Origin of the sequence: Arthrobacter sp. NicSoilB11 (assembly GCF_019977375.1) — a bacterium.
Lineage (GTDB): Bacteria > Actinomycetota > Actinomycetes > Actinomycetales > Micrococcaceae > Arthrobacter.
The window spans coordinates 452,844-473,527 of sequence record NZ_AP024657.1; the positions used below are offsets into that span (position 1 = coordinate 452,844).

Annotated in this window: 19 protein-coding genes; 9 read left to right on the forward strand and 10 right to left on the reverse strand. The window is 66.1% G+C overall.

The annotated features are described in order from the left end of the window. The first annotated feature begins 11 nt into the window (after positions 1-11). Positions 12-341, forward strand: a complete 330-nt coding sequence (locus LDO14_RS02195) for a GNAT family N-acetyltransferase (protein WP_018769646.1) — start codon at positions 12-14, stop codon at positions 339-341. Positions 342-363: 22 nt separating this feature from the next. Here the strand turns inward: LDO14_RS02195 and LDO14_RS02200 are convergent, their stop codons facing one another. After that, positions 364-687, reverse strand: a complete 324-nt coding sequence (locus LDO14_RS02200) for a hypothetical protein (RefSeq protein WP_223993545.1) — start codon at positions 685-687, stop codon at positions 364-366. A gap of 166 nt (positions 688-853) precedes the next feature. On the opposite strand from LDO14_RS02200, the gene LDO14_RS02205 reads away from it, so the two are divergent. Continuing rightward, positions 854-1,627 carry an SDR family oxidoreductase gene (locus LDO14_RS02205; RefSeq protein WP_223993547.1) on the forward strand — a complete coding sequence of 258 codons (774 nt, stop codon included), beginning with the start codon at positions 854-856 and terminating at the stop codon, positions 1,625-1,627. On the opposite strand, the gene LDO14_RS02210 is transcribed toward LDO14_RS02205, so the two are convergent. Together LDO14_RS02210 and LDO14_RS02215 are read right to left on the reverse strand one after the other, a co-directional pair. Next, the gene (locus tag LDO14_RS02210) at positions 1,595-2,710 is read right to left on the reverse strand and encodes an FUSC family protein (protein WP_223993549.1); all 1,116 of its coding nucleotides are present in this window, start codon (positions 2,708-2,710) and stop codon (positions 1,595-1,597) included. The two genes, LDO14_RS02205 and LDO14_RS02210, sit on opposite strands and share 33 nt — an antisense overlap. 208 nt (positions 2,711-2,918) lie before the next feature. After that, positions 2,919-4,508: an MFS transporter gene (locus LDO14_RS02215; RefSeq protein WP_223993553.1), complete on the reverse strand. Its 1,590-nt coding sequence runs from the start codon at positions 4,506-4,508 to the stop codon at positions 2,919-2,921. Between the two features lie 436 nt (positions 4,509-4,944). On the opposite strand from LDO14_RS02215, the gene LDO14_RS02220 reads away from it, so the two are divergent. After that, positions 4,945-5,202 carry a hypothetical protein gene (locus LDO14_RS02220; RefSeq protein ID WP_018769651.1) on the forward strand — a complete coding sequence of 86 codons (258 nt, stop codon included), beginning with the start codon at positions 4,945-4,947 and terminating at the stop codon, positions 5,200-5,202. A gap of 125 nt (positions 5,203-5,327) precedes the next feature. On the opposite strand, the gene LDO14_RS02225 is transcribed toward LDO14_RS02220, so the two are convergent. Further along, positions 5,328-7,871, reverse strand: coding sequence for an ATP-dependent DNA ligase (locus tag LDO14_RS02225; RefSeq protein WP_223993557.1), 2,544 nt, complete (start codon positions 7,869-7,871; stop codon positions 5,328-5,330). 40 nt (positions 7,872-7,911) lie between these two features. Between LDO14_RS02225 and LDO14_RS02230 the strand changes: the two genes are divergently transcribed. The 3 genes from LDO14_RS02230 to LDO14_RS02240 all read left to right on the forward strand — a co-directional run bounded on the left by LDO14_RS02230 (position 7,912) and on the right by LDO14_RS02240 (position 10,418). Beyond that, on the forward strand, positions 7,912-9,009 hold the full coding sequence (locus LDO14_RS02230) for a Ku protein (RefSeq protein WP_056391040.1): 1,098 nt from the start codon (positions 7,912-7,914) through the stop codon (positions 9,007-9,009). Between the two features lie 131 nt (positions 9,010-9,140). After that, positions 9,141-9,983, forward strand: coding sequence for a class I SAM-dependent methyltransferase (locus LDO14_RS02235; RefSeq protein ID WP_223993563.1), 843 nt, complete (start codon positions 9,141-9,143; stop codon positions 9,981-9,983). A gap of 3 nt (positions 9,984-9,986) precedes the next feature. After that, on the forward strand, positions 9,987-10,418 hold the full coding sequence (locus LDO14_RS02240) for an SRPBCC domain-containing protein (protein ID WP_056391037.1): 432 nt from the start codon (positions 9,987-9,989) through the stop codon (positions 10,416-10,418). Between the two features lie 142 nt (positions 10,419-10,560). Here LDO14_RS02240 and LDO14_RS02245 read toward each other — a convergent pair whose 3' ends face one another. The 5 genes from LDO14_RS02245 to LDO14_RS02265 all read right to left on the reverse strand — a co-directional run bounded on the left by LDO14_RS02245 (position 10,561) and on the right by LDO14_RS02265 (position 15,367). Further along, on the reverse strand, positions 10,561-10,836 hold the full coding sequence (locus tag LDO14_RS02245) for an HPr family phosphocarrier protein (protein ID WP_018769656.1): 276 nt from the start codon (positions 10,834-10,836) through the stop codon (positions 10,561-10,563). 66 nt (positions 10,837-10,902) lie between these two features. Further along, complete coding sequence (locus tag LDO14_RS02250; RefSeq protein ID WP_056391033.1) at positions 10,903-12,999, reverse strand: fructose-specific PTS transporter subunit EIIC; 2,097 nt, start codon at positions 12,997-12,999, stop codon at positions 10,903-10,905. A gap of 2 nt (positions 13,000-13,001) precedes the next feature. After that, entirely contained in the window at positions 13,002-14,039 is a 1,038-nt protein-coding gene (locus LDO14_RS02255; RefSeq protein WP_223993565.1) for a 1-phosphofructokinase family hexose kinase, read from the reverse strand. Next, a complete protein-coding gene (locus tag LDO14_RS02260; RefSeq protein ID WP_134166074.1) occupies positions 14,036-14,842 on the reverse strand; it encodes a DeoR/GlpR family DNA-binding transcription regulator in 807 nt (268 codons plus the stop codon). Before LDO14_RS02260 ends, LDO14_RS02255 begins: the two co-directional genes overlap by 4 nt. 267 nt (positions 14,843-15,109) lie before the next feature. Then, positions 15,110-15,367, reverse strand: coding sequence for a DUF6458 family protein (locus LDO14_RS02265; RefSeq protein ID WP_018769660.1), 258 nt, complete (start codon positions 15,365-15,367; stop codon positions 15,110-15,112). 172 nt (positions 15,368-15,539) lie between these two features. On the opposite strand from LDO14_RS02265, the gene LDO14_RS02270 reads away from it, so the two are divergent. The 3 genes from LDO14_RS02270 (at position 15,540) to LDO14_RS02280 (ending at position 19,599) form a co-directional block, all read left to right on the forward strand. Further along, complete coding sequence (locus tag LDO14_RS02270; protein ID WP_056391027.1) at positions 15,540-16,157, forward strand: phospholipase; 618 nt, start codon at positions 15,540-15,542, stop codon at positions 16,155-16,157. Positions 16,158-16,375: 218 nt separating this feature from the next. Further along, on the forward strand, positions 16,376-17,113 hold the full coding sequence (locus LDO14_RS02275; protein WP_223993567.1) for an HAD-IA family hydrolase: 738 nt from the start codon (positions 16,376-16,378) through the stop codon (positions 17,111-17,113). Between the two features lie 140 nt (positions 17,114-17,253). Next, entirely contained in the window at positions 17,254-19,599 is a 2,346-nt protein-coding gene (locus LDO14_RS02280) for a glycosyl hydrolase family 65 protein (RefSeq protein WP_018769663.1), read from the forward strand. A gap of 25 nt (positions 19,600-19,624) precedes the next feature. On the opposite strand, the gene lipA is transcribed toward LDO14_RS02280, so the two are convergent. Next, the gene (gene lipA / locus LDO14_RS02285) at positions 19,625-20,638 is read right to left on the reverse strand and encodes a lipoyl synthase (protein ID WP_223993568.1); all 1,014 of its coding nucleotides are present in this window, start codon (positions 20,636-20,638) and stop codon (positions 19,625-19,627) included. Positions 20,639-20,684: the final 46 nt, after the last annotated feature.

Consider the following 20,684-nt stretch of genomic DNA (forward strand, 5'->3'; position numbering starts at 1 on the left):
AGTGTCGAACCATGACCGAGAACACCGCGTCCACGGAGGACACCTTCACCGCCAATGTCTCGCTGCAGCGCAATGACGCCGAGCACCGGTATGAGCTTCTGGTGGATGGAAGGCTGGCTGTCAAGGCCTTCTTCCGCGACCTTCCCGGGCACATCGACTTCACCCACACGGAGACGGGCGAGGAGTTTGAAGGCCAGGGCCTTGGCAAGGTCCTGGCGCATTTTGCCCTGGACGACGTGGTGGCCACCGGTAAGCGCATCATTCCGCACTGCCCGTTCATCTCCAGCTACCTCCGCAAGCACGAAGGCTACGGCCAATTCGTCGACTGGCCGGAGCGCTGAGCGGCGGGAGCGCTGAGCGGAACTAGCTGGCCAGGGCCTGGTCGGTGACGGGCATGGCGGCGCCGGGATCGTCGATGGTGAAGCCGCAGGCGCACCGGTAGGTGACTACGCTCTCCGGGACGGACCCGGGCCGCAGGGCAACGATGGAGTTCCCGTCGACGTAAACGGGCTCCCGGACCGGCATCTCCGCATGGTCTACGCGCTGCATCGGCACGCGGCAGTGCATGCGGGAATTCAGGGTCATGAGCAGCCCAGCGTCCACGGGTACGGTGGTGGCCAAGAGCTGCCCAGCTGCCTCGCTGCGTTCCCCAAACGCCGTCAGCTGGTTTTCCGGTGCGGTGGTCATTATGTTCTTCCTTGGGCTTCTTTCACGGAACCGCCGGCGTTGGCAGCCCCGCCGCGAACTGCTTGCGGAGGTTCATCTACGCCATAAGCAAAGCATGCTTACTAAATAATGCACAAGTCAGGGCTGGCCATACGGTGGTGGTCCATCCGGTGGCTAGGCTTGCAGCATGACGCCTACCACCTCCCGAACCACAGCACTCGTCACCGGGGCCAGCGCCGGGCTCGGCCATGAATTCGCCAGGCAGCTTGCCGCCCAGGGGCATGACCTGGTCCTGGTGGCGCGCAACGCGTCCCGGCTGGCGGAAACAGCAGAGGACCTCCGTCGCCGGTACGGAATCACGGCTGAGGTCCTTCCCGCAGACCTGACGGACGATGACGACGTTGCCGCCGTCGTCGAACGCCTGGAAGACACCAGCCGCCCGGTGGGAATCCTGGTGAACAACGCAGGGATCGGCCTGCTGCACAACTTCGAGGACAACCACGCGGCAGAGGAGAAGAAGCACCTGAAGCTGCACACGGAAACGGCCATGGTGCTGACACATGCGGCGCTCAAAGGCATGCTGGAGCGCGGGCAGGGCAGGATCATCAACGTGGCCAGCATGGCGGCGTTCCTGCCGCGCGGCACGTATTCGGCGGCCAAGGCCTGGCTGGTGAGCTTCAGCCGGTGGGCCAATCTGGCTTACCGCAGCCGGGGCATCAAGGTCACGGCGGTCTGCCCCGGCTTCACCCACACCGAGTTCCACGACCGGATGGGGATGGACAAGTCCGTGGCCCCGTCCTGGACGTGGCTGCGGGCGGATCGGGTGGTCCGTGAAGGGCTGGCGGACAACGAGCGCGGCAAGGCCGTGTCCATCCCGTCCAAGCGCTACAAGATGGTGGCAGCGGTGGCCAAGGTTGCTCCGGCGCGGCTAATGGCGGGGCCGGCGCGGAAACCGAAGTAGCGCCGGGAACGCGGCAGGCGTGCGGGCGCCGGGGCGGCGGACAGCCACCACCACCAGGATCCCCAGCAGTGCGCCCACCAGCGTTTCCACCGCACGCTCAAGGATCAGGACCTGCGGTTCGGCAGGGAAGGCCAGCTGGGTCATCAGCAGAATGACCGGCGTGAACCAGACCATCGCCAAGCCATAGTGCCGGGTCATGAACAGCTCGGTGGCGAACTGGAAGAGGATGACCAGCAGGGCCAGCACCGTGGCGTGGTGCACCGGCTCCTCAAAGGCGGGGTAGAGCGCAGCGAGCGCCCAGGGGCCCGGAAGAATGACGACGGCGGTGACCGCCAGGCCAAGGAACGTCCCCACGATGCGGTGGACACCGCGCCGGACGCTGCTGGGCAGGTCTGCGCCGGCGAGCGGTACGGCGGCTGCGGCCATGGCCCAGTGCGGGTGGCCGCTGCCGCTGATGACCCCCACGGTCCCGGCAGCACCGACGGCCAGGACGTACCTGGCAGCGTGGACGGCCAGTTCGCGCCGTCCCGCCGACGAGCGGGCCGGCACGCTCCTGGTGGCGCCGGGTTTCCAGGCCCTCCGGCGCATCCAGCCGCTGAAGCCGATCAGTATGGAGAAGAGCGCGGACCCGCCCGCGATGAGTATGGCGGCGTACCAGGGGACTGTGGTGGGAACGGAGGCGCAGGCACCCAGGGCAAGGATGCCGAAGAAGGGCCCGTTCGGTTTCAGGTGTACCCGGTCCGAGTACACCGAGCCCACTCCAGCCAGCGTGGCTTCCACCGCCACCAGCCACCAAGAGTGGATGTGGTTGATGGACAGCGTCACCCCCACGGCTACCCCGGTGAGCAGCACCAGGGCGGCCTGGCCCTGATGCCGGAGCCGCAGCTGGTGGGGTTCTGACCGGCCGTACATGCCGGTCAATGCGCCGAACACGGCGTAGATCATGAGGTCAGTCCGGCCCGCGGCCAGCAGGAGCAGCGACGGGACCGCCACGCTGAGGGCCACGCGCAGGGCGGCAAGATGGTCGTTGTTGGCAGGTTCAAGCCGGTGCAGCGCGCGGACCTGTTCCATGACGCGCTTCATTTTCCCGACCTGTCCTGTCCTGTTGTCCTGCAGCGGCCCGGGGGCCTTTGGGAACGTATCACCGGCACCGGACGGAGTCATATTGCCGGCAGTCACACTTGGACATCCGGCAGGAACGCCAAGGCCCGTCCGGCGTGCTTCCCCCAAGGAAACACGCGGGACGGGCCTGTGAGCGTGGGCTACAAGAGTGCCCGGGCGGCCGGCGGGATTATGCTCCCGCCGGAACCTTCCGGCCAGCCTGGGCGTCGATGCCGTCCTGGGTTTCAAACGGCAGTTCGTCCAGGTCGATCAGCGGGTTCTCATCCTGGGTGGCCACCAGTTCCTTCGCCTCCGCCTGGGTGTCCACGCTGGGCATGGAGCCCGGCAGGGGACGGTTGGCGGATTCCTTCAGGAAGTAGATGGCGATGGCGCCCACCAGGGAGGTTGCCATGAGGTAGTAGGCAGGCATCATGTCGTTGCCCGTGGCGCTGATCAGGGCTGCCACGATGAACGGCGTGGTCCCGCCGAAGATGGCCACGGCGAAGTTGTAGGCAATGCCCATGGCTCCGTAGCGGCTGGACGTGGGGAACTGTGCCGGCAGGGCCGAGGCCAGGTTGGCCACGTAGAAGGTCACGGGGAAGGCAATCAGCGAAAGCCCTGCAAGGGTGGACCAGATCTGCCCAATGCCGATCAGCATGAATGCGGGAACAGCCAGGACGATGGTGCTCACGGCGCCGATCCAGAGCACCGGACGGCGGCCGATCCGGTCGGACAGCTTGCCGGTCAGCGGGATGCACAGGCTCATGACCACCAGCACCGGAATGGTGAGCAGCGTGCCGTGGACTTCGTCGTAGCCCTTGGACTCCGTCAGGTAGGTGGGCATGTAGGAGGTGAGGGCGTAACCGGCGGTGTTGGCAGCGGCCACCACCACCATGGCAACGATGATGGGGCGCCAGTAGGCCTTGACGATGCCCACAGGTCCCTTGGCCGTCGCGGTGTCTCCGGCGGATGCATTCTTGGCGTTTTCTTCCTGGGCATCAAGGGTTGCCTGGAACTGCGGCGATTCCTCGATCTTGCTCCGGAAATAGACGGCGATCAGGCCCAGCGGACCTGCCACCAGGAACGGGATGCGCCAGCCCCAGTCCTCCATGGTGTCCTGGCCAAGCGTGAGCTGCAGGACGGAAACCAGGGCGGCGCCAATGGCGAAGCCGAGGTAGCTGCCCAGGTCCAGGAAGCTGGCGAAGAAGCCGCGGCGCTTGTCAGCCGCGTATTCGCTCACGAACGTGGTGGCACCGGCATACTCGCCGCCGGTGGAAAAGCCCTGGACGACCTTTAGGAGCACCAGCAGCGCGGCGGCCCACAGCCCGATCTGTGCGTACCCGGGCAGGAGGCCGACGGCGAAGGTGCTTGCCGCCATGATCATCAGCGTGGTGGCCAGGATCTTTTGGCGGCCCACCTTGTCGCCCAGCCAGCCGAAGATGACGCCGCCCAGGGGGCGGGCGATGAAGGTGGCGGCGAAGGTTCCCAGCAGGAACAGCGTCTGGGTGGTGGGGTCGGACTCGGGAAGGAATACCGGCCCCATGGTGGTGATGAGGTAGCCGAAGACGCCTACGTCGTACCATTCCATGGTGTTGCCAACAATGGTTCCGCCGAGTGCCTTTTTGAGCATGGGCTGGTCCACCACGTTGACATCTGATTCCTTGAGCCGGCGGCGCGGCAGCAGCCTGGGCTTCTTGGCAGCCACGGGGGCTGCCGGGTCTGTTCCGCTGGCGTTCCTGGCGCCTGCTGGAGAGTCGGTCCTGCTTCGGTCTGTGGGCATTTGGGCAACTCCTATGGAGGTCATTTGCTTGCGACTTGTAGCTGCCCCGCTCTGGGCAGGCCTTCAATTTTACGGGATTTCTGTAGCGCGCCGGCAGTTCAATGGCGTAGAGTGCGCCCTTTTGGGCCACTCCAGGGGGGATTCCGCAATTTTTTGTGCCGCGTTTTCCCGCGCCATTACTGGGAAGCACGCTGATCAACGGCGGTGTTACCAAAAATTTTCCGTCCGGAACCGTTTCAGGTCCCATTTTTGGGTGATGGCGGCCGCGAAAGTGACCGGGGCCACGGCCTTTGGAGGGGGTTCACAGGACCCCGTGGCATGCCTATGGTAGAGCGATGAACACACCTCTTTCCGGGTAACAGTCCGCGCGCGCCCGGACGCTTTTCGTTGGCGTTTCGTTTCAAGGAAGAACGAAGGAAAGAAGGGAAGAACCACAATGGGTGAACAGTCCAACCAGTTCCATATCAACCCCGAGGTGGCGGACCACCTTGCGGCGGCCATGGATGCGCCGGTGGCCCCGGGCCCTGCGGTCATGGGCACCGGCCCGATGGAGCAGCAAAGTGGATGGCCGGACGGCTACGGGAAGCGCCGGCATCCCAAGGACCGGGCTGCCGGCCATGGCCGGATGGGACATGAGGCGGCCGTGACCGCCGTCCACCGCACCGGCCGGCCGCAGATGCCGCACTCCTCGTAACCGGCACCTAAAGTAACCGGCACCTAAAACCGCCGTCGACCCGCAAATTACCTGGCGCCCCCGAAATCTGGCGGGCGCCAGGTAATTTGCGCGTCGTGGGGTGGTTGGCGCGTCGAAAACCCGGGTCAGGCTTCCCGAACCACTTCGGCCGGGTCCTTGTCCACGCGCCAGCCGCGCCACCGGGGATGCCGCAGCCTGCCCGGCCCGGTCCATTCGCCGTAGGTCACCTCACCCACGAGTTCCGGCGAGACCCAGTGGGCGTCGGCGGCGTCGGGGCGGGGGACGTCATGGAACGGCGACGTCTTCCGGCCAAGCCGCTCCACCGTCTGCCGCAGTTCCGTGAGTTCGCGCATGCTGAAACCGCTGCCCACCCTGCCGACGTATTGCAGCTTGTCGCCGTCGGGAATTCCCACCAGCAGCGACCCCACCGTGTCCTGGCGTCCGCCCTTTCCCGGCCGCCAGCCGCCCACCACCACTTCCTGGGTCTGTTCCGTCTTGAGCTTGATCCACGTCCGGGTCCGCTGGCCGCTCACGTAGCGGCTGTCCGTCCGCTTGGCCATGATTCCTTCCAGCCCAAGCTCCTGCGCGCTTTCCATTAGGAGGTCCACAGGTTCGTCCAGCACCATGGAGAGTTCCACGGGGCAGCCGGACGGGCGGAAGAATTCCTCCAGCCGGCGCCGCCGGGTGCTGAGCGGCTTGCGCCGGAGGTCTTCTCCGTTGTCGAAGAGCAGGTCGAACAGCATCAGCTGGACCGGGATGGTGGTGCGGGCTTTGGCGACGTCGGCGGCCCGGGTCAGCTTCATCCGTCCCTGCAGCAGGCCGAAGTCGGGTTTCCCGCCGGGCCCGACGGCGATGATCTCACCGTCCGCCACGAAAGGGTGCTCCGGCCAGCAGGCCCGGTCCGTGAACTCGGGATAGGTGCGGCTGACGTCGTTGCCGTTGCGGGAGAAGATCCGGACCCTCTCACGGTCTGCCACCAGGATGGCCCGGACGCCGTCCCATTTGAGCTCGTACTGCCATGCGCTGCCCTGCAGGTCACTGGTGTTCCCGGAGGTGGCCATCATGGGCTGGTATTCCAGTGGGTCTGCGGGAGCGCCGTTGGCGAGGTCCGCAGTTTCAGCAGGCGCGGCGGCCGGTGCAGGGTCCACTGCGCCTGCTTCCTGCGACGGCTCCGTCGCTGCCGGGGCCGCGTGCCGCCGTCGTCCGCCTTGATGCTCCTGGTCCATCAGGTGGACCAGCCATTGGCTTTCGGCGTCCTTGCCCTGTCCGCGGCCCGTATGGATAAGCGCGATCTTCCTGGTCCCGCCAAGGCCGCCGCCCTCCGACCCGGTCAGGGTGACGATGACTTCCTTTCCGTTGATCCACTTGTGCAGTTCGTACGTGCCGGTGTCCCAGATGGTCATGACGCCCGCCCCGTACTGTCCCTTGGGGATTGTGCCGTGGAAGGTGAGGTAGTCCATGGGATGGTCCTCGGTCTGGACCGCCAGGTTGTTCTTGGCCCCGGACTCCGGAATGCCCTTGGGCAGGGCCCACGACACCAGGACACCCTCGTGTTCCAGCCGGAGGTCGTAGTGCAGCCGGCTGGCGTGGTGCTCCTGGATCACAAAGCTGTTGCCACCGGCCGGGATGCCCGCGAAGGGCTCGGGCGTTGCCTTGGGATCGCGCATGGAACGGTACCTGCCCAGGCGGGGATCGCCGTCGTGGGATGCCTCCCCCTGGCCGGGGCCGCCGTCGGGAGTGCCGTCAGCGCCTTCCGCAGCGCCGGCTGCGGCACGGGCCCCGGCATTGACGACGGCGGCGAAAGGGTCCTTGCCGTCGCGCACCCGGCTCAGGACCTCCTGGTAGTCCAGGTGCTTGAGCCCCTGGGATGCGATTTCCCGCCAGGTCCGTGGTGCGGCCACCAGGGGCGTGGGCCGGCCCCGCAGTGAGTAGGGGACCACGGTGGTCTTCGCGGCGTTGTTCTGGCTCCAGTCCACCAGTACCTTTCCCGCACGGAGCGATTTCTTCATGTCGCTGACGGCGAGGTCCGGGTGGTCCGCTTCAAGGGCCCGGGCCAGTTCCCGGGCGAAAGCGGAGATCTGCTCAGAGGTCTGCGTCCCGTCCAGCGCCGCGTAGAGGTGGATGCCCTTGCTGCCGCTGGTGACCGGCACCGGGTCCAGGCCCACATCCTGCAGGATGGACCGCGCCAGGAGGGCCACCTCGCGGCATTCGGGCAGCCCGGCCCCTTCGCCCGGGTCCAGGTCGAGCACCAGCCGGTCCGGGTTGAGTTGGTTGCCATGCGAATCCACCCGCCACTGCGGTACGTGGATTTCGATCGAGTTGATCTGGCCGAACCAGGTCAGGGTGGCGGCGTCGTTGACCAACGGGTAGTAGATGGTCCGGTCCTTGTGGGTGATCGCCGCCCGTGGCAGCCAGCCCGGCGCTGAATCCTCCAGGTCCTTCTGGAAAAACACCTCACCCGGCTTGTCCCCGGTGCCCACGCCGTTGACCCACCGCTTGCGCGTGGCGGGACGGTTGGCCGCCGCCGGGATCAGGACGTGGGCCACCGCGGCGTAGTAGGCCAGCACGTCCGCCTTGGTGGTGCCGGTCTCCGGATAGATGATTTTGTCCAGGTTGGTCAGCGTCAGTTCGCGCCCCGCTACCCGGACACGTTCCCTACTCCCGGCCACGGGGCTTCACCTCCGGCCCGCTCTGATGTTGACTGTATGAATGAGAGCCATCTGGAAAGGTGCCATCGCGTTCGGGCTGGTCAACGTGCCCGTCAAGGTCTACAGCGCCACTGAGGATCATGACATCAGTCTGCACCAGGTTCACAATGCCGACGGCGGCAGGATCCGTTACCAGCGCCGGTGCGAAGTGTGCGGCGAGGTGGTGGACTACTCGGACATCGAGAAGGCGTTCGAGGAGGACGGCCGCACGGTGGTCCTGTCCAAGGATGAGCTCAAGTCCATTCCCGCGGAGAACAGCCACGAGATCGAGGTGGTGCAGTTCGTTCCGTCTGAGCAGCTCGAACCCATGATGTTCGAGAAGAGCTACTACCTGGAGCCGGACTCCAAGTCGCCCAAGGCCTACGTGCTGCTCCGCCGGGCCCTGGAGGACACGGACCGGGTGGCCATCGTCCAGTTCGCGCTGCGGGAGAAAACCCGGCTGGGGGCCCTGCGGATCAAGGACGACGTGCTGGTGCTGCAGTCCCTTCTCTGGCCCGACGAGGTACGGGAGGCGAACTTTCCCGCCCTGGACGCCGACATCAGGATCTCCGCCCAGGAACGGGACATGTCCGCGGCGCTGGTGGAGTCCATGGCTGCCGATTTCGACCCCACGTCCTTCACCGACGAGTACCAGGTGCAGCTCCGCCAGCTCATCGAGGCCAAGCTCGAACAGGGTGAATCGCTGGACACGGAGGAGACCTTCGGCGTCGAAGCCGGTGAGGGCGGCAAGGGCGAGGTCATCGACCTGATGGAGGCCCTCAAGCGGAGCCTGGACAGGAAGCGTGGCGGCGGCGAGGCCGCTGCCACGGGGACTTCCGACGACGAAGCAGATACCGGGGAGGAGGAGGCCGAGCCCGCCAAACCGGCGCGGAAAGCGTCCGCGAAGTCCCCGGCTCCGAAAACCGCTGCCGCCAAGTCGAGCGCAGCCAAATCGACGGCTTCCAAGTCAACGGCCGCCAAATCGGGTGCAGCCAAATCAACCGCCTCCAAATCAACAGCGTCTAAATCAGCGGCCAAGTCCACGGACACCAAGTCCACTGGAACCAAGACCGCAGAAAAGCCTGCGGCCAAGGCCACCAGGGCGCGCAAGCCTGCCTGACCCGGGCGCCCAGCCGCAATCCTGCCTTTACAGCGGCCTGTATCGCGTCCACAATGAGTCGCATCGCAGCCTCCGCTGTGCCAACAGTGTGCTGTCGCCCATTTTGAACGGACACGTAGAGGGGCACGGACATGGACAACCAGACCGACGTGATGGACGCTGACCGGGAGCTGAAGAAGAAGCACCGGGCCATGTGGGCGTCAGGTGACTACCCGGCCCTCGCCGATGAGATGCTCCTGGAACTGGGCGCCGTCCTCGTCGAAGCCTCCGGTATCAGGCCGCGCCAGCGGGTCCTCGACGTGGCGGCAGGAACCGGCAATGCAGCCATTCCCGCAGCCATGATGGGTGCCAAAGTGGTGGCCAGCGACCTCACCCCCGAGCTTTTCGAGGCGGGGCGCCGGGAAGCCGCGAACCGCGGCGTCAGCCTCGAGTGGCAGGAAGGGGACGCCGAAGCCCTGCCCTTCGGCGATGCAGAGTTCGACGCTGTGATGTCCTGCATCGGCGTCATGTTCGCGCCGCACCACCAGGCGGCGGCCGACGAGTTGCTCCGGGTGTGCAAGCCGGGAGGGTCCATAGGGCTGCTGTGCTGGACGCCGGAAGGGTTCATCGGGCAGATGTTTACCGCGATGAAGCCGTTCGCTCCACCGCCCCCGCCGGGCGCGCAGCCGGCGCCGCTGTGGGGGAGCGAGGAGCATGTCCGCAAACTGTTGGGCGACAGGGTTACCGAAATCCATACCCGCAAGCAGAACCTGGCGGTCAAGAGCTTCCACCAGCCCGCGGACTTCGTCAGGTACTTCAAGTCCCATTACGGCCCCATGATCTCCGTGTACAAATCACTGGGCGAGGACCAGGACAAGGTCAAGGCACTGGACCAGGCCCTCACGGAACTGGCGGACTCGTTCGGCGACGCCCACGGCGACGTGCCTTTCCAGATGGAATGGGAGTACCTGCTCTTCACGGCCAGGAAAGCCTGAGCCATGGCGGAGAACCATGTGGCAACGTCCGCCACCACCATCAACGCAAGTCCTGGGCGGGTGTGGGAGGTGATCACGGACCCGGCTGCCGTAAAGGAGTTCATGTTCGGGACCACGCTGGAGACCGACTGGAACGTTGGAAGCCCCATCACCTGGCAGGGCGAGTGGGAAGGAAAGGCGTACCAGGACAAAGGCGAAATCCTGGCGGTTGAACCGGGACGGAAACTGGTCCACACCCATTTCAGCCCGTTGTCCGGCCAGGAGGACGAGCCGGACAACTACCACACACTCGAATGGACGCTCGAGGACCAGGGCGGCGCCACCCGGCTGACACTGGCCCAGGACAGGAACCCCACCGAGGAAGCCGCCGCGCACTCGAAAGCCATGTGGGACAAGCTCCTGGCCGACGTCAAGGCGCTCGCTGAACGCCGCTGACCCGCCCTCCCTTGGAACCAACGCTTAACCGGGGTGCCCAACGCTTAAAAGCCAAGCGGCCGCCGTCGGATGTTCTTCCAATGGGGGAACATCCGACGGCGGCCGCCGGCTTGTGTGCTGCCCTCAGGCAGCGTGGCTGCTGCTAGGCGTCGTGGTCCGTTTCCAGGATCTGCACCAGGTGGTCCAGCGCATCGTCCGCACCGGCACCTTCGGCGCGGAGCACCACCACGTCGCCGTGCGACGCGCCCAGGCTCATAAGGGACAGGATGCTGGCGGCGTCCATCGCCTCGTCGACCGGCTCGCCTTCACGGGCGATGGTGATGTCCAGGTCGTACTCGCCGGCTGCCTCTGCAAAGATGGCGGCGGGGCGGGCGTGCAGGCCCACGCGGCTGGCGACGGTTGCGGTGCGTTCTGGCATTGTTGCTCCTTAGTCTTTCGGCGTGCTGAGGGTTCAGCGGCCGGTGGGGTATGCGGCTAAGCCGGTTCAGACGGTTACGGGAACCGGTTCAACCGTATCAACGGTCTTCTTGACTGCCCAGCGCTTCAGGGCGATGACCGACAGCGCGGTGATTACCGTGCCGACGGCGATTGAGACGACGAACATCAGGAAGTTGTCGATGGCGAAGAACACGAAGAGTCCGCCGTGGGGCGCCTTGGACCCCACGCCCGCCGCCATCGAGATGGCTCCGGTCACGGCCCCGCCCAGCATGCTGGCGGGGATGACGCGCAGCGGGTCGGCTGCGGCGAAGGGGATGGCACCTTCGGAGATGAAAGAGGCCCCCAGCAGCCAGGCGGCCTTGCCGTTTTCCTGCTCAGCCAGGCTGAAGAGCTTCTTGTTCAGGACGGTGGAGGCCAGTGCCATGGCCAGCGGGGGAACCATGCCGGACGCCATGACGGCTGCCATGATCTGCCACGGTGCCTGGTTGTCCATGGTTGCTGCACCCAGGCCGGCGACGGCGAAGGAGTAGGCAACCTTGTTGACCGGTCCGCCGAGGTCGAAGCACATCATCAGGCCCAGGATTACGCCCAGGGCGATGGCGCCGGCGCCGGTCAGGCCCGACAGCCACGCGTTCAGGCCCTTGGTGATGGCCACGATCGGTCCGCCAAGGATGACGAACATCAGGCCGGAAGCCACCAGGGATGCCAGCAGCGGGATGATGACCACCGGCATCAGGCCGCGCAGCCACCGGGCCACCTGCAGGCGGCCCACCACGTGGGCGATGTAACCGGCGAGCAGGCCGCCCACGATACCGCCGAGGAAGCCGGCTCCCATGAATCCGGCCACTGCACCGGCAACGAAGCCGGGGGCGATACCCGGACGGTCAGCGATCGCGTAGGCGATGTAGCCGGCCAGCGCCGGGACCAGGAAGCCCAGTGAAAGCGCACCGATCTTGAACAGCACCGCGCCCAGGTAGGCGCCCAGCGGGCCCCAGGCGTTGTCAGGGAACTCGGTGGGCAGGTTGAAGAGGCTGTTCTGGACCACGATGTTGTCTGCGTACTTGGTGATCAGGTAGCCGCCCATGAGGAAGCCGAGGGCGATCAGGAGGCCACCACCTGCCACGAACGGAATCATGTAGCTGACACCGGTGAGCAGGGCCTTCTTGAGCTTCTGCCCGATGTGCTCGCCCTTTTCCTCAGCCTCGTGCTCGGCCTGCTCCTCAGCCCCGAAGTGCGGGACGCGCCGGGCATTGGGGTTGTCGGCTGCGGCGAGCGCTTCCTGGACCATCTTGTCCGGCTCGTCGATGCCGCGCTTCACGGGGGCGTTGATGACGGGCTTGCCGGCGAAGCGCTCCTTGCCGCGCACGTCAACGTCCACGGCGAAGATCACGGCGTCCGCCGCGGCGATGACGGCGGGGTCCAGCGCCTTGGCGCCGGAGGAACCCTGGGTTTCCACCTGCAGGTCCACGCCTGCTTCCCTGGCGGCTGCCACGAGGGAATCGGCCGCCATGTAGGTGTGTGCGATGCCGGTGGGGCATGCGGTGACGGCGACGAGGCGCTTGGGGCCCTTGCCGGCGGAACCTGCCGATGCCCCTGCGGGCGCACCGGCAGCAGCCGGGGAACCGGTTGAACCGACGCCGGCGCCAACCGGGACTGCGTCAGCGGGGGCGGGTGCGGCGTGTGCGGCCGGCTTGTCAGCCAGTGCGCCTTCGACCAGTTCCACAATCTCCGTTTCCGATGAAGCGTTGCGGAGGGCTGCGGTGAAGTCCTTCTTGATCAGGGACCGTGCCAGCTTGGACAGCAGCTTCAGGTGCTCCTGGTCCGCGCCGTCCGGAGCGGCAATGAAGAACACCAGGTCTGCCGGTCCGTCCTTGGCGCCGAAGTCCACCTTCGGGTTGAGCCGGGCCATGGCCAGGGTGGGCACGGTGACCGCTGCAGAGCGGCAGTGCGGGATGGCGATGCCGCCGGGGATTCCGGTGGCCGTCTTCTGCTCGCGGGCGAAGGCGTCTGCGAACAGGCCTTCGACTTCTGAGGCGCGTCCGGCGGCAGCTACCTTGCTTGCCAGATGCCGGATCACCGTTTCGGGGGCATTGCCCAGGTTCTGGTCGAGCTCGACCAGTTCCGTGGTGATGAGCTGGGTCACTGTCAATCCTTTCGAAGGGCCGTGATGGTTACGGCATCCGGGGTGGTTTGGTTTACTGCCGGAACAGTGGAACCCGGCAGGGAGGCAGCGGCGGCACCATGGGCCACCGCCTGGCGAAGGCAGTCGGCAGGGGTGGCGCCCCGGCCGTGGGCAAGCAGGTAGCCGGCAAGAGCGGAATCGCCCGCGCCAACCGTGCTGACCGCGGCGACCGGCGGGTGCGTGGCCAGCCACGCGCCGTCGGCCGTAACAAGGACAGCTCCCTTGGAACCGAGAGTTGCCAGCACAGCACCCACACCGGAACGTACGACGGCGGCTGCGGCGGCCGCGGCAGCAGCCGGGTCCGCTTCCAGTTCGTCACCGGAGGCCGGGGCGAAGCCGGCGGCTGCGGCCAGCTCCGCCAGTTCCTCGGCATTGGGCTTGAGGAGGTCCGGTTTCCCGGAACCTGTGGTTGTTCCGCCGCCGGTGCCTGGTCCGCCGCTGGTTCCGGCGTCAGAGGCGCCGTTGCCAGTCAACGCGGCGGCCAGGGGCGCCCCGGAGGAGTCGACGGCGATCAGCGGCGCAGTGCCGTTGCCCGCCTCCCGGATCCGCCGGGCCACCGTGGCGTAGAAGTTGTCCGGGAATCCAGGCGGCAGCGAGCCGGCCAGGACCACCCAGCTGGCACCGCGGGAGCTTTCCAGCAGCAGCTTGACGAGGGCTTCCTGCTGGTCGGCGCCCAGGACGGGGCCGGGTTCGTTGATCTTGGTGGTCACGCCGCCGGGCTCGGTGAGCGCCACGTTGGTGCGCAGCGGCTCATCGATGGGGAGCGAGACGAAGGGAACTGCGCTTTCACGCAGGCCGGCGAGGACGGGATCGCCGTCCGCCCCGGGGAGGACGGCAAGCGACTCCAGGCCGGAAGCCACCAGTGCACGGGAGACGTTGACGCCCTTGCCGCCGGACTCCTGGCGGACGGAGACGGCGCGCTGCACTTCACCCCTTTCCAGCGGGCCCGGGAGGGCGACGGTCCGGTCAAGGCTGGGGTTGGCCGTGAAGGTGATGATCATGCGACCACCACGTCTACGCCGGCATCTTCCAGGGCGGCTGCGAGCTCAGGTCCGGGTTCACTGTCTGTGATCAAGGTGTCCAGATCTTTCAGGGAGGCGAACTGGACCAGGGTTTCCGTGTCCAGCTTGGAGGAGTCGGCCAGCACCACAATGCGGCGTGCCGACTGGACGAAGGCTGCCTTGACGGCTGCTTCTTCAGGATCGGGAGTGCTGACGCCAAAAGTGGCGTGGATGCCATTGGTGCCGATGAACGCTAGGTCGGGGCGGATGCGGGCGGCGGCGTTCACGGTTGCCTGTCCCACGGCCACCTGGGTGATTCCGCGGACCCGGCCGCCCAGGATCTGCAGGGCAACGCCGGGGACGTTGGAGAGCTTGCTGGCGATGGGGACGGCGTGGGTGATGACCACCAGTTCGTGGTGGGGTCCGTTCCCGTCGGAAGGTTCGACGGCGGTGCGCCGCGCCAGCATGTCTGCCAGCACCTCGGTGGTGGTGCCGCCGTCCATGAGGACGCTGGCGGACGAGTTCCGGGGGATCAGGGCCAGGGCGGCTTCGGCAATCCGGATTTTTTGGTCCGGCCGCTGGATGGCCCGGTCAGTAACGCTTTCCTCGGTGGTGCTGAAGCGGTCTGCCGCTACCGCGCCGCCGTGGACACGGCGGACAGTGCCGGCATTTTCCAGGGCTGCAAGGTCCCGGCGGACTGTTTCGGTGGTGATACTGAAGCGCTCAGCCAGCAGGGTCACACTGACCCGGCCACTGCCGGCGACAAGCTCGGCAATCTTTTGCTGGCGCTCCTCGGCGAACACGTACCCTCCGTTGCGTAGGTCCTGCTGTTTCTGTTGCCTTGCGGGTTCCCGACATCGACGTGACTGGCATCACATCGATGTTGAGTTACTTGACTTTATCTTTGCTTCTGTTGGTTTGTCAATGGAAACCAACATGAAACAATATTTGCGTTTCTTGGGGGGCGTTGCCGGGAATGGCGAAAGCCGGGCTGGACAGGTTCTGTCCAGCCCGGCTTTCCGGGTTTTCATCGACGCCTCTCCGGGCACCTGCCCCGAATTGCGCCTTGCTTAGACGCCGCCGTCGCGGCTTTCGTGCCGGGTGATGCGCTCGCCGGTATTGGGGTCAATGACGGAGCGGGACTCGCTCACGCGGCGGCTGCGGCCGGGGGAAGCGAGGATGAGCGAAGCGATCAGTCCGATCACGCCCACGGCCATCAGGATGTAGCCCACCAGCTGCTGGTCCACGAATGGAATCAGCCCTGGAGCAACGGCCCAGGCAAGGATGGCGCCGAGGGCGATGAGGAAGATTGACGAGCCGATTCTCATGACTTGCTCCTTAGGGCCGCGTCCTGCGCGGCGCTGGTAGGGCCTGACGGAAAGGTGGTGCGTACACTTCGAAAGCTAAGCCTGCTGTCTGTCAAGCGTCACGCTACCTCCCTGTGATTCCGGATTCAACGACCCGCCCGGGACGGCGCGGTTCCATGGCTAGGCTTGTCCGGTGGAAACAGTTGTGTGGTCCAGGCCGGAAGGGCAACGCGCCGGCACTCCCTTACTGGTGATGATGCATGGATACGGGACGGACGAGTCGCGGATGGTGCGCCTGTTCGAGTACCTGCCGCAGGAGTTCACCTTCGCGGCGCTGCGGGCCCCCATGCCCATCGGCGACCACTGGGGCTGGTTCCTGCTCGACTACTTCCTGGCCAACGACTTTGCGGACGTCATCTCGGCCGCCAACGCGGTGCACGCCTGGATCAGTTCCGTCAAGGACCGGCACAGCAGCGTCAGCCTCATGGGGTACTCCCAGGGCATGGCCATGGCCAGCACCCTCCTGCGGCTGCATCCCGAAGACTATAAGGCCGTCGTGGGGCTGTCCGGCTTCGTACTCAACAACGAGCTCCTCTCCGTGATGGATTCGTTCGAGGCCAAGCCGCCATTCTTCTGGGGCCGGGACAAGGCGGACCTGGTGATTAACGAAGACGCCGTTGCCTACACCGCCGAATGGCTCGAAAAGAACACGCTGTTGACTGCCCGCACCTACCCGGGGATGGGGCACGCCATGTCCAAGGCGGAAATGGTGGACGTCAGCGCCTTCCTGCGCCATTACGTGCTGCGCTGACCCCTATGCCGTTGCATGGCCGTGGGCAGTTGTGTGAACGGCTAAAAAAACATTTGCAAGTCAAATTTGCAAGCGCTTACACTCGTCTACGGCCATGATCGGTCCTGCAGTGGGCGGGCAAGGAAGCGATGCTGTGCGCAAATGCGCCGGCAGCACCTTCCTTCAGGCTGTCCCGGCAGGGCCGGTAGTCCGCAACCCGAGAGGACACCGCACTGCTGATGACACAACAAACTGCAGCTGATACCGCCGCCTGGACCGGCGCGGCAGCAATCCTGTTTGACCTGGACGGGGTGCTGACGCCCACGGCCACTGTGCATGAGCGTGCCTGGCAGGAACTGTTCGACGGATACCTGGCCTCGCAGCCGGGGGTCTCCGGTTACAGCGAAAGCGACTACTTCGACCATATCGACGGCAAGCCCCGCTTTGACGGAGTGCGCGACTTCCTGGCTTCCCGGGGACTCACGCTGCCGGAAGGCCCGCTGGATGACGACCCTTCCAACGACACGGTCCAGGGCCTGGGCAACCGGAAGAACGCGATCTTCAACGACATCGTGAGCGCCGGCGTCGAACCGTTCGAAGGCTCGGTGCGCTTCCTCCAGGCTGCGCTTGAGCGCGGACTCAAGGTCGCCGTCGTCTCCTCCTCCCGCAATGCCCCCGCCGTCCTGAAGGCCGCCGGACTCAGCCACCATTTCGCCGTCGTGGTGGACGGGGTGGTGGCCGCAGAGCGTGGCCTCCCCGGAAAGCCAAGCCCGGCCACCTACGAATACGCAGCCAAGCTGCTGGACCTGTCCAGCTCCGGGTGCGTGGTGGTGGAAGACGCCGTGTCCGGCGTGCAGGCCGGACACGCGGGATCGTTCCACTCGGTCATTGGCGTGGACCGGGGCGCAGGGCGGCAGACGCTGCTCGATGCCGGAGCCACCCTGGTGGTCAACGACCTCCAGGAACTTCTTCCCTAAACCCGCCGCCAGAAACCCCGTTGCCTTTCCCCGGGCAACCCCTGCTGCTTCCCCGGCAGCACCAATTCGAATACCGCATTCCCCCGAATACTCCGTGCCGGCCCGCCCGCCCGCACGGCATCGCCAAAAGGACCCCGACCATGGCACTGATCACCGCGGACCGCGAACGGTTCCCCGACACCCCCTGGCAGCTCGTTGAAACGCGCCATGAATCCGAAAACGCGGGAACGCTTGAGACCCTGTTTGCCCTGGGCAACGGGCACCTGGGCATCCGGGGTGCCCATTGGGCTGCGGCCGACGCCGAACTCCCGGGCAGCTTCATCAACGGGCTGCACGAAATCTGGGACATCAAGCACGCCGAGAATGCGTTTGGGTTCGCCCGGACGGGGCAGCGCATCCTCTACATCCCGGACGCCAACAACTTCACGGTGGTGGTGGACGGGGAAAGCCTGAGCCTGGCCGAATCCGAGGTCGTCGACTATCGGCGCAGCATCGACTTCTGCACCGGCATCTACGAATGCCGCATCACCTGGCAATGCCGGTCCGGCGCCGTGGTGACCACCACGGAACGGCGGGCCGTTGGCTTCGCCTCCCGCGGCAGCCTTGGTATTTCGCTTGACGTTGCCACGGACCGCCAGGTCTCCCTGGACGTCACCTCCTCCGTCATCAACCGGCAGGACCAGCCGGTGGAAGACCACTCCGTGCATGATCCGCGCCGCGCCGGCCGCCACGCCGGGCGCGTGCTTTTGCCCGTGCGGCTCGACGGCGGCGATGGCTCCCTGCGCCTGTCCTGGGAGGCCTCCGAATCAAAGCAGCGCGTGGGGATCGCGGTTGACCACTGGACGTCCCCCGGGCACCAGCCGTTCGAGACTCTGGTGGACCAGGACGACAGCAGCGTCCGGTACGTCCTGGCAGTGGATGCCGCCGAGCCGTTCCGGCTGGAAAAGAGCGTCAGCTACGCCGCCGGCCGCACGGTGCAGGACCCTGACGTCGACGCAGCTGCAGTGGCCGAAGAGGCGCTGCGCCCGGTGAATGACATCTTTGCCGAGAGCGAAGCCCATTTCCGCGGCTACTGGGCCACATCGGACATTGTGGTTGAGGGCGGCGGGCCCGGCCTGCAGCAGGCTATCCGGTGGAACCTGTTCCAGCTGGCGCAGGCCACCGCGCGCGCCGATGTTGCCGGCATCCCTGCCAAGGGCGTGACGGGCTCGGGTTACGAGGGGCACTACTTCTGGGACCAGGAAGTGTACCTGTTGCCGTACCTCACCTACACCAATCCCGACGGCGCCCGGCAGGTTTTGGAGTTCCGCCACGGCATGCTGCCCGAAGCCAAGATCCGCGCCAAGGAGCTGAGCGTTGACGGCGCCCTCTTCCCGTGGCGCACTATCAACGGGCTCGAGGCCAGCGCCTATTACGCCGCCGGCACCGCGCAGTTCCACATCGCGGCCGCCATCGCCTTTGCCACCAACAGGTACCTCTGGGCCACCGGCGACGCCGCCTTCCGGGAAGGAATGGGTGCCGAGCTGCTGATCGAGACCGCCCGGATGTGGATCTCCCTGGGCTTCTTCGGCAAGGACGGCCTCTTCCATATCCACGGCGTCACCGGCCCTGATGAGTACACGGCCGTGGTGAACGACAACCTGTACACAAACGTGATGGCCCGCTTCAACCTGCGTGCCGCCGCCGCGCTTGAGCATGCCGAAATCACCAACGAAGAGCGCCAGATGTGGGAAGCCGCGGCCAGCCGGATGCAGCTTCCGTTCGACGAGCGGATGCAGGTGCACTCCCAGGACAATGACTTCATGACCCTGGAGGCCTGGGACTGGACCACGCCGCGGTCCAAGTATCCGCTGCTCCTGCACTTCCACCCGCTGGTGATTTACCGCCACCAGGTCCTCAAGCAGGCCGACACGGTGCTTGCCATGTTCCTGCAGTGGCAGGATTTCACGGCGGAGGAAAAGCAGCGCGCCTTTGACTTCTACGATCCCATCACTACGGGCGACTCCACCCTGTCCGCCTGCGTCCAGGGCATCATGGCTGCCGAGGTGGGCTACTTCAAGGAGGCCCTGGACCACTTCACCAACGCCGTGTTCATCGACCTCGACGACACCCACGGCAACACCATCGACGGCGTGCATATCGCGTCCACAGGCGGCGTATGGAGTTCCCTGGTGTGCGGCTTCGCCGGACTGCGCGACCAGGGCCCGGTCCCGTTTTTCGATCCGCGCCTGCCCGGACAGTGGGAAGGGCTTGCCTTCCACCTGAAGATCCGCGGCCGCCTGCTGCTGGTCCGGCTTTCTGCCGACGCCATTACGCTCACGGTCCAGGAGGGCGAACCCCTGGAGGTGGACGTCCGCGGCCAGCGGTTGATGGTCACGGGCCAGCCCGTGCAGGTGCACCTGGAGCGCATCCCGGAGCCGGAGCCCACGGTCTTCCCGAGCGGACCGCCGACGGCGAGCATTCCCGTGGTGCGCGGCAGAAGCTAGGTTCACGGGTGCGTGCAGGGGCTCCTTAGCCTGCCAGGAGGGTGGCGGCTTCCTGGCGGGTGGTGCCGGAGTCCTGGATGCCGTCGGCGATGTGGGCGAGTTCGGCGGGGATGTCGCGGCCTTTTTTGCGCATGGCGGTGGCCCAGAGCCGGCCGGCGCGGTAGGAGGAGCGGACCAGGGGGCCGGACATGACGCCGAGGAAGCCGATTTCCTGGGCTTCGTGCTGGAGGTCCACGAATTCCTGGGGTTTGACCCAGCGGTCCACGGGCAGGTGCCGTTCGGAGGGGCGCAGGTACTGGGTGATGGTGATCAGGTCGCAGCCGGCGGCGTGGAGGTCGCGGAGTGCTTCGCTGATTTCTTCGCGGGTTTCGCCCATGCCCAGGATGAGGTTGGACTTGGTGACCATGCCCAGGTTCCGGCCCTGGGTGATGACGTCCAGGGAGCGGTCGTAGCGGAACGCGGGGCGGATCCGCTTGAAGATCCGGGGCACGGTTTCGACGTTGTGCGCGAAGACCTCGGGGGCGGAGTCGCAGATGGCCTTGATGTGCTCGGGTTTGCCGGAGAAGTCCGGGATGAGCAGTTCCACGCCGGTGCCGGGGTTCAGTTCGTGGATTTTGCGGACGGTTTCGGCGTAGAGCCAGACGCCTTCGTCTTCCAGGTCGTCGCGGGCGACGCCGGTGACGGTGGCGTAGCGCAGCTGCATGGATTGGACGGAGCGGGCCACCTTGGTGGGTTCGAACCGGTCCAGGGGTGAGGGTTTGCCGGTGTCGATCTGGCAGAAGTCGCAGCGGCGGGTGCATTCGGAGCCGCCGATCAGGAAGGTGGCTTCCTTGTCTTCCCAGCATTCGAAGATGTTGGGGCAGCCGGCCTCTTCGCAGACGGTGTGCAGGCCTTCCTTTTTCACCAGGTTCTTCAGGCCGACGAATTCCGGGCCCATCTGGACCTTGGCCTTGATCCACTCCGGTTTGCGTTCCACCGGGACCGCAGCGTTGCGCTGCTCAATCCGCAGCATCTTCCGGCCTTCAGGTGCCAATGTCATGGTTGTTTCCTTTGCTTGCTTGGGGATTCGCGGCAGGTTGTTGCCG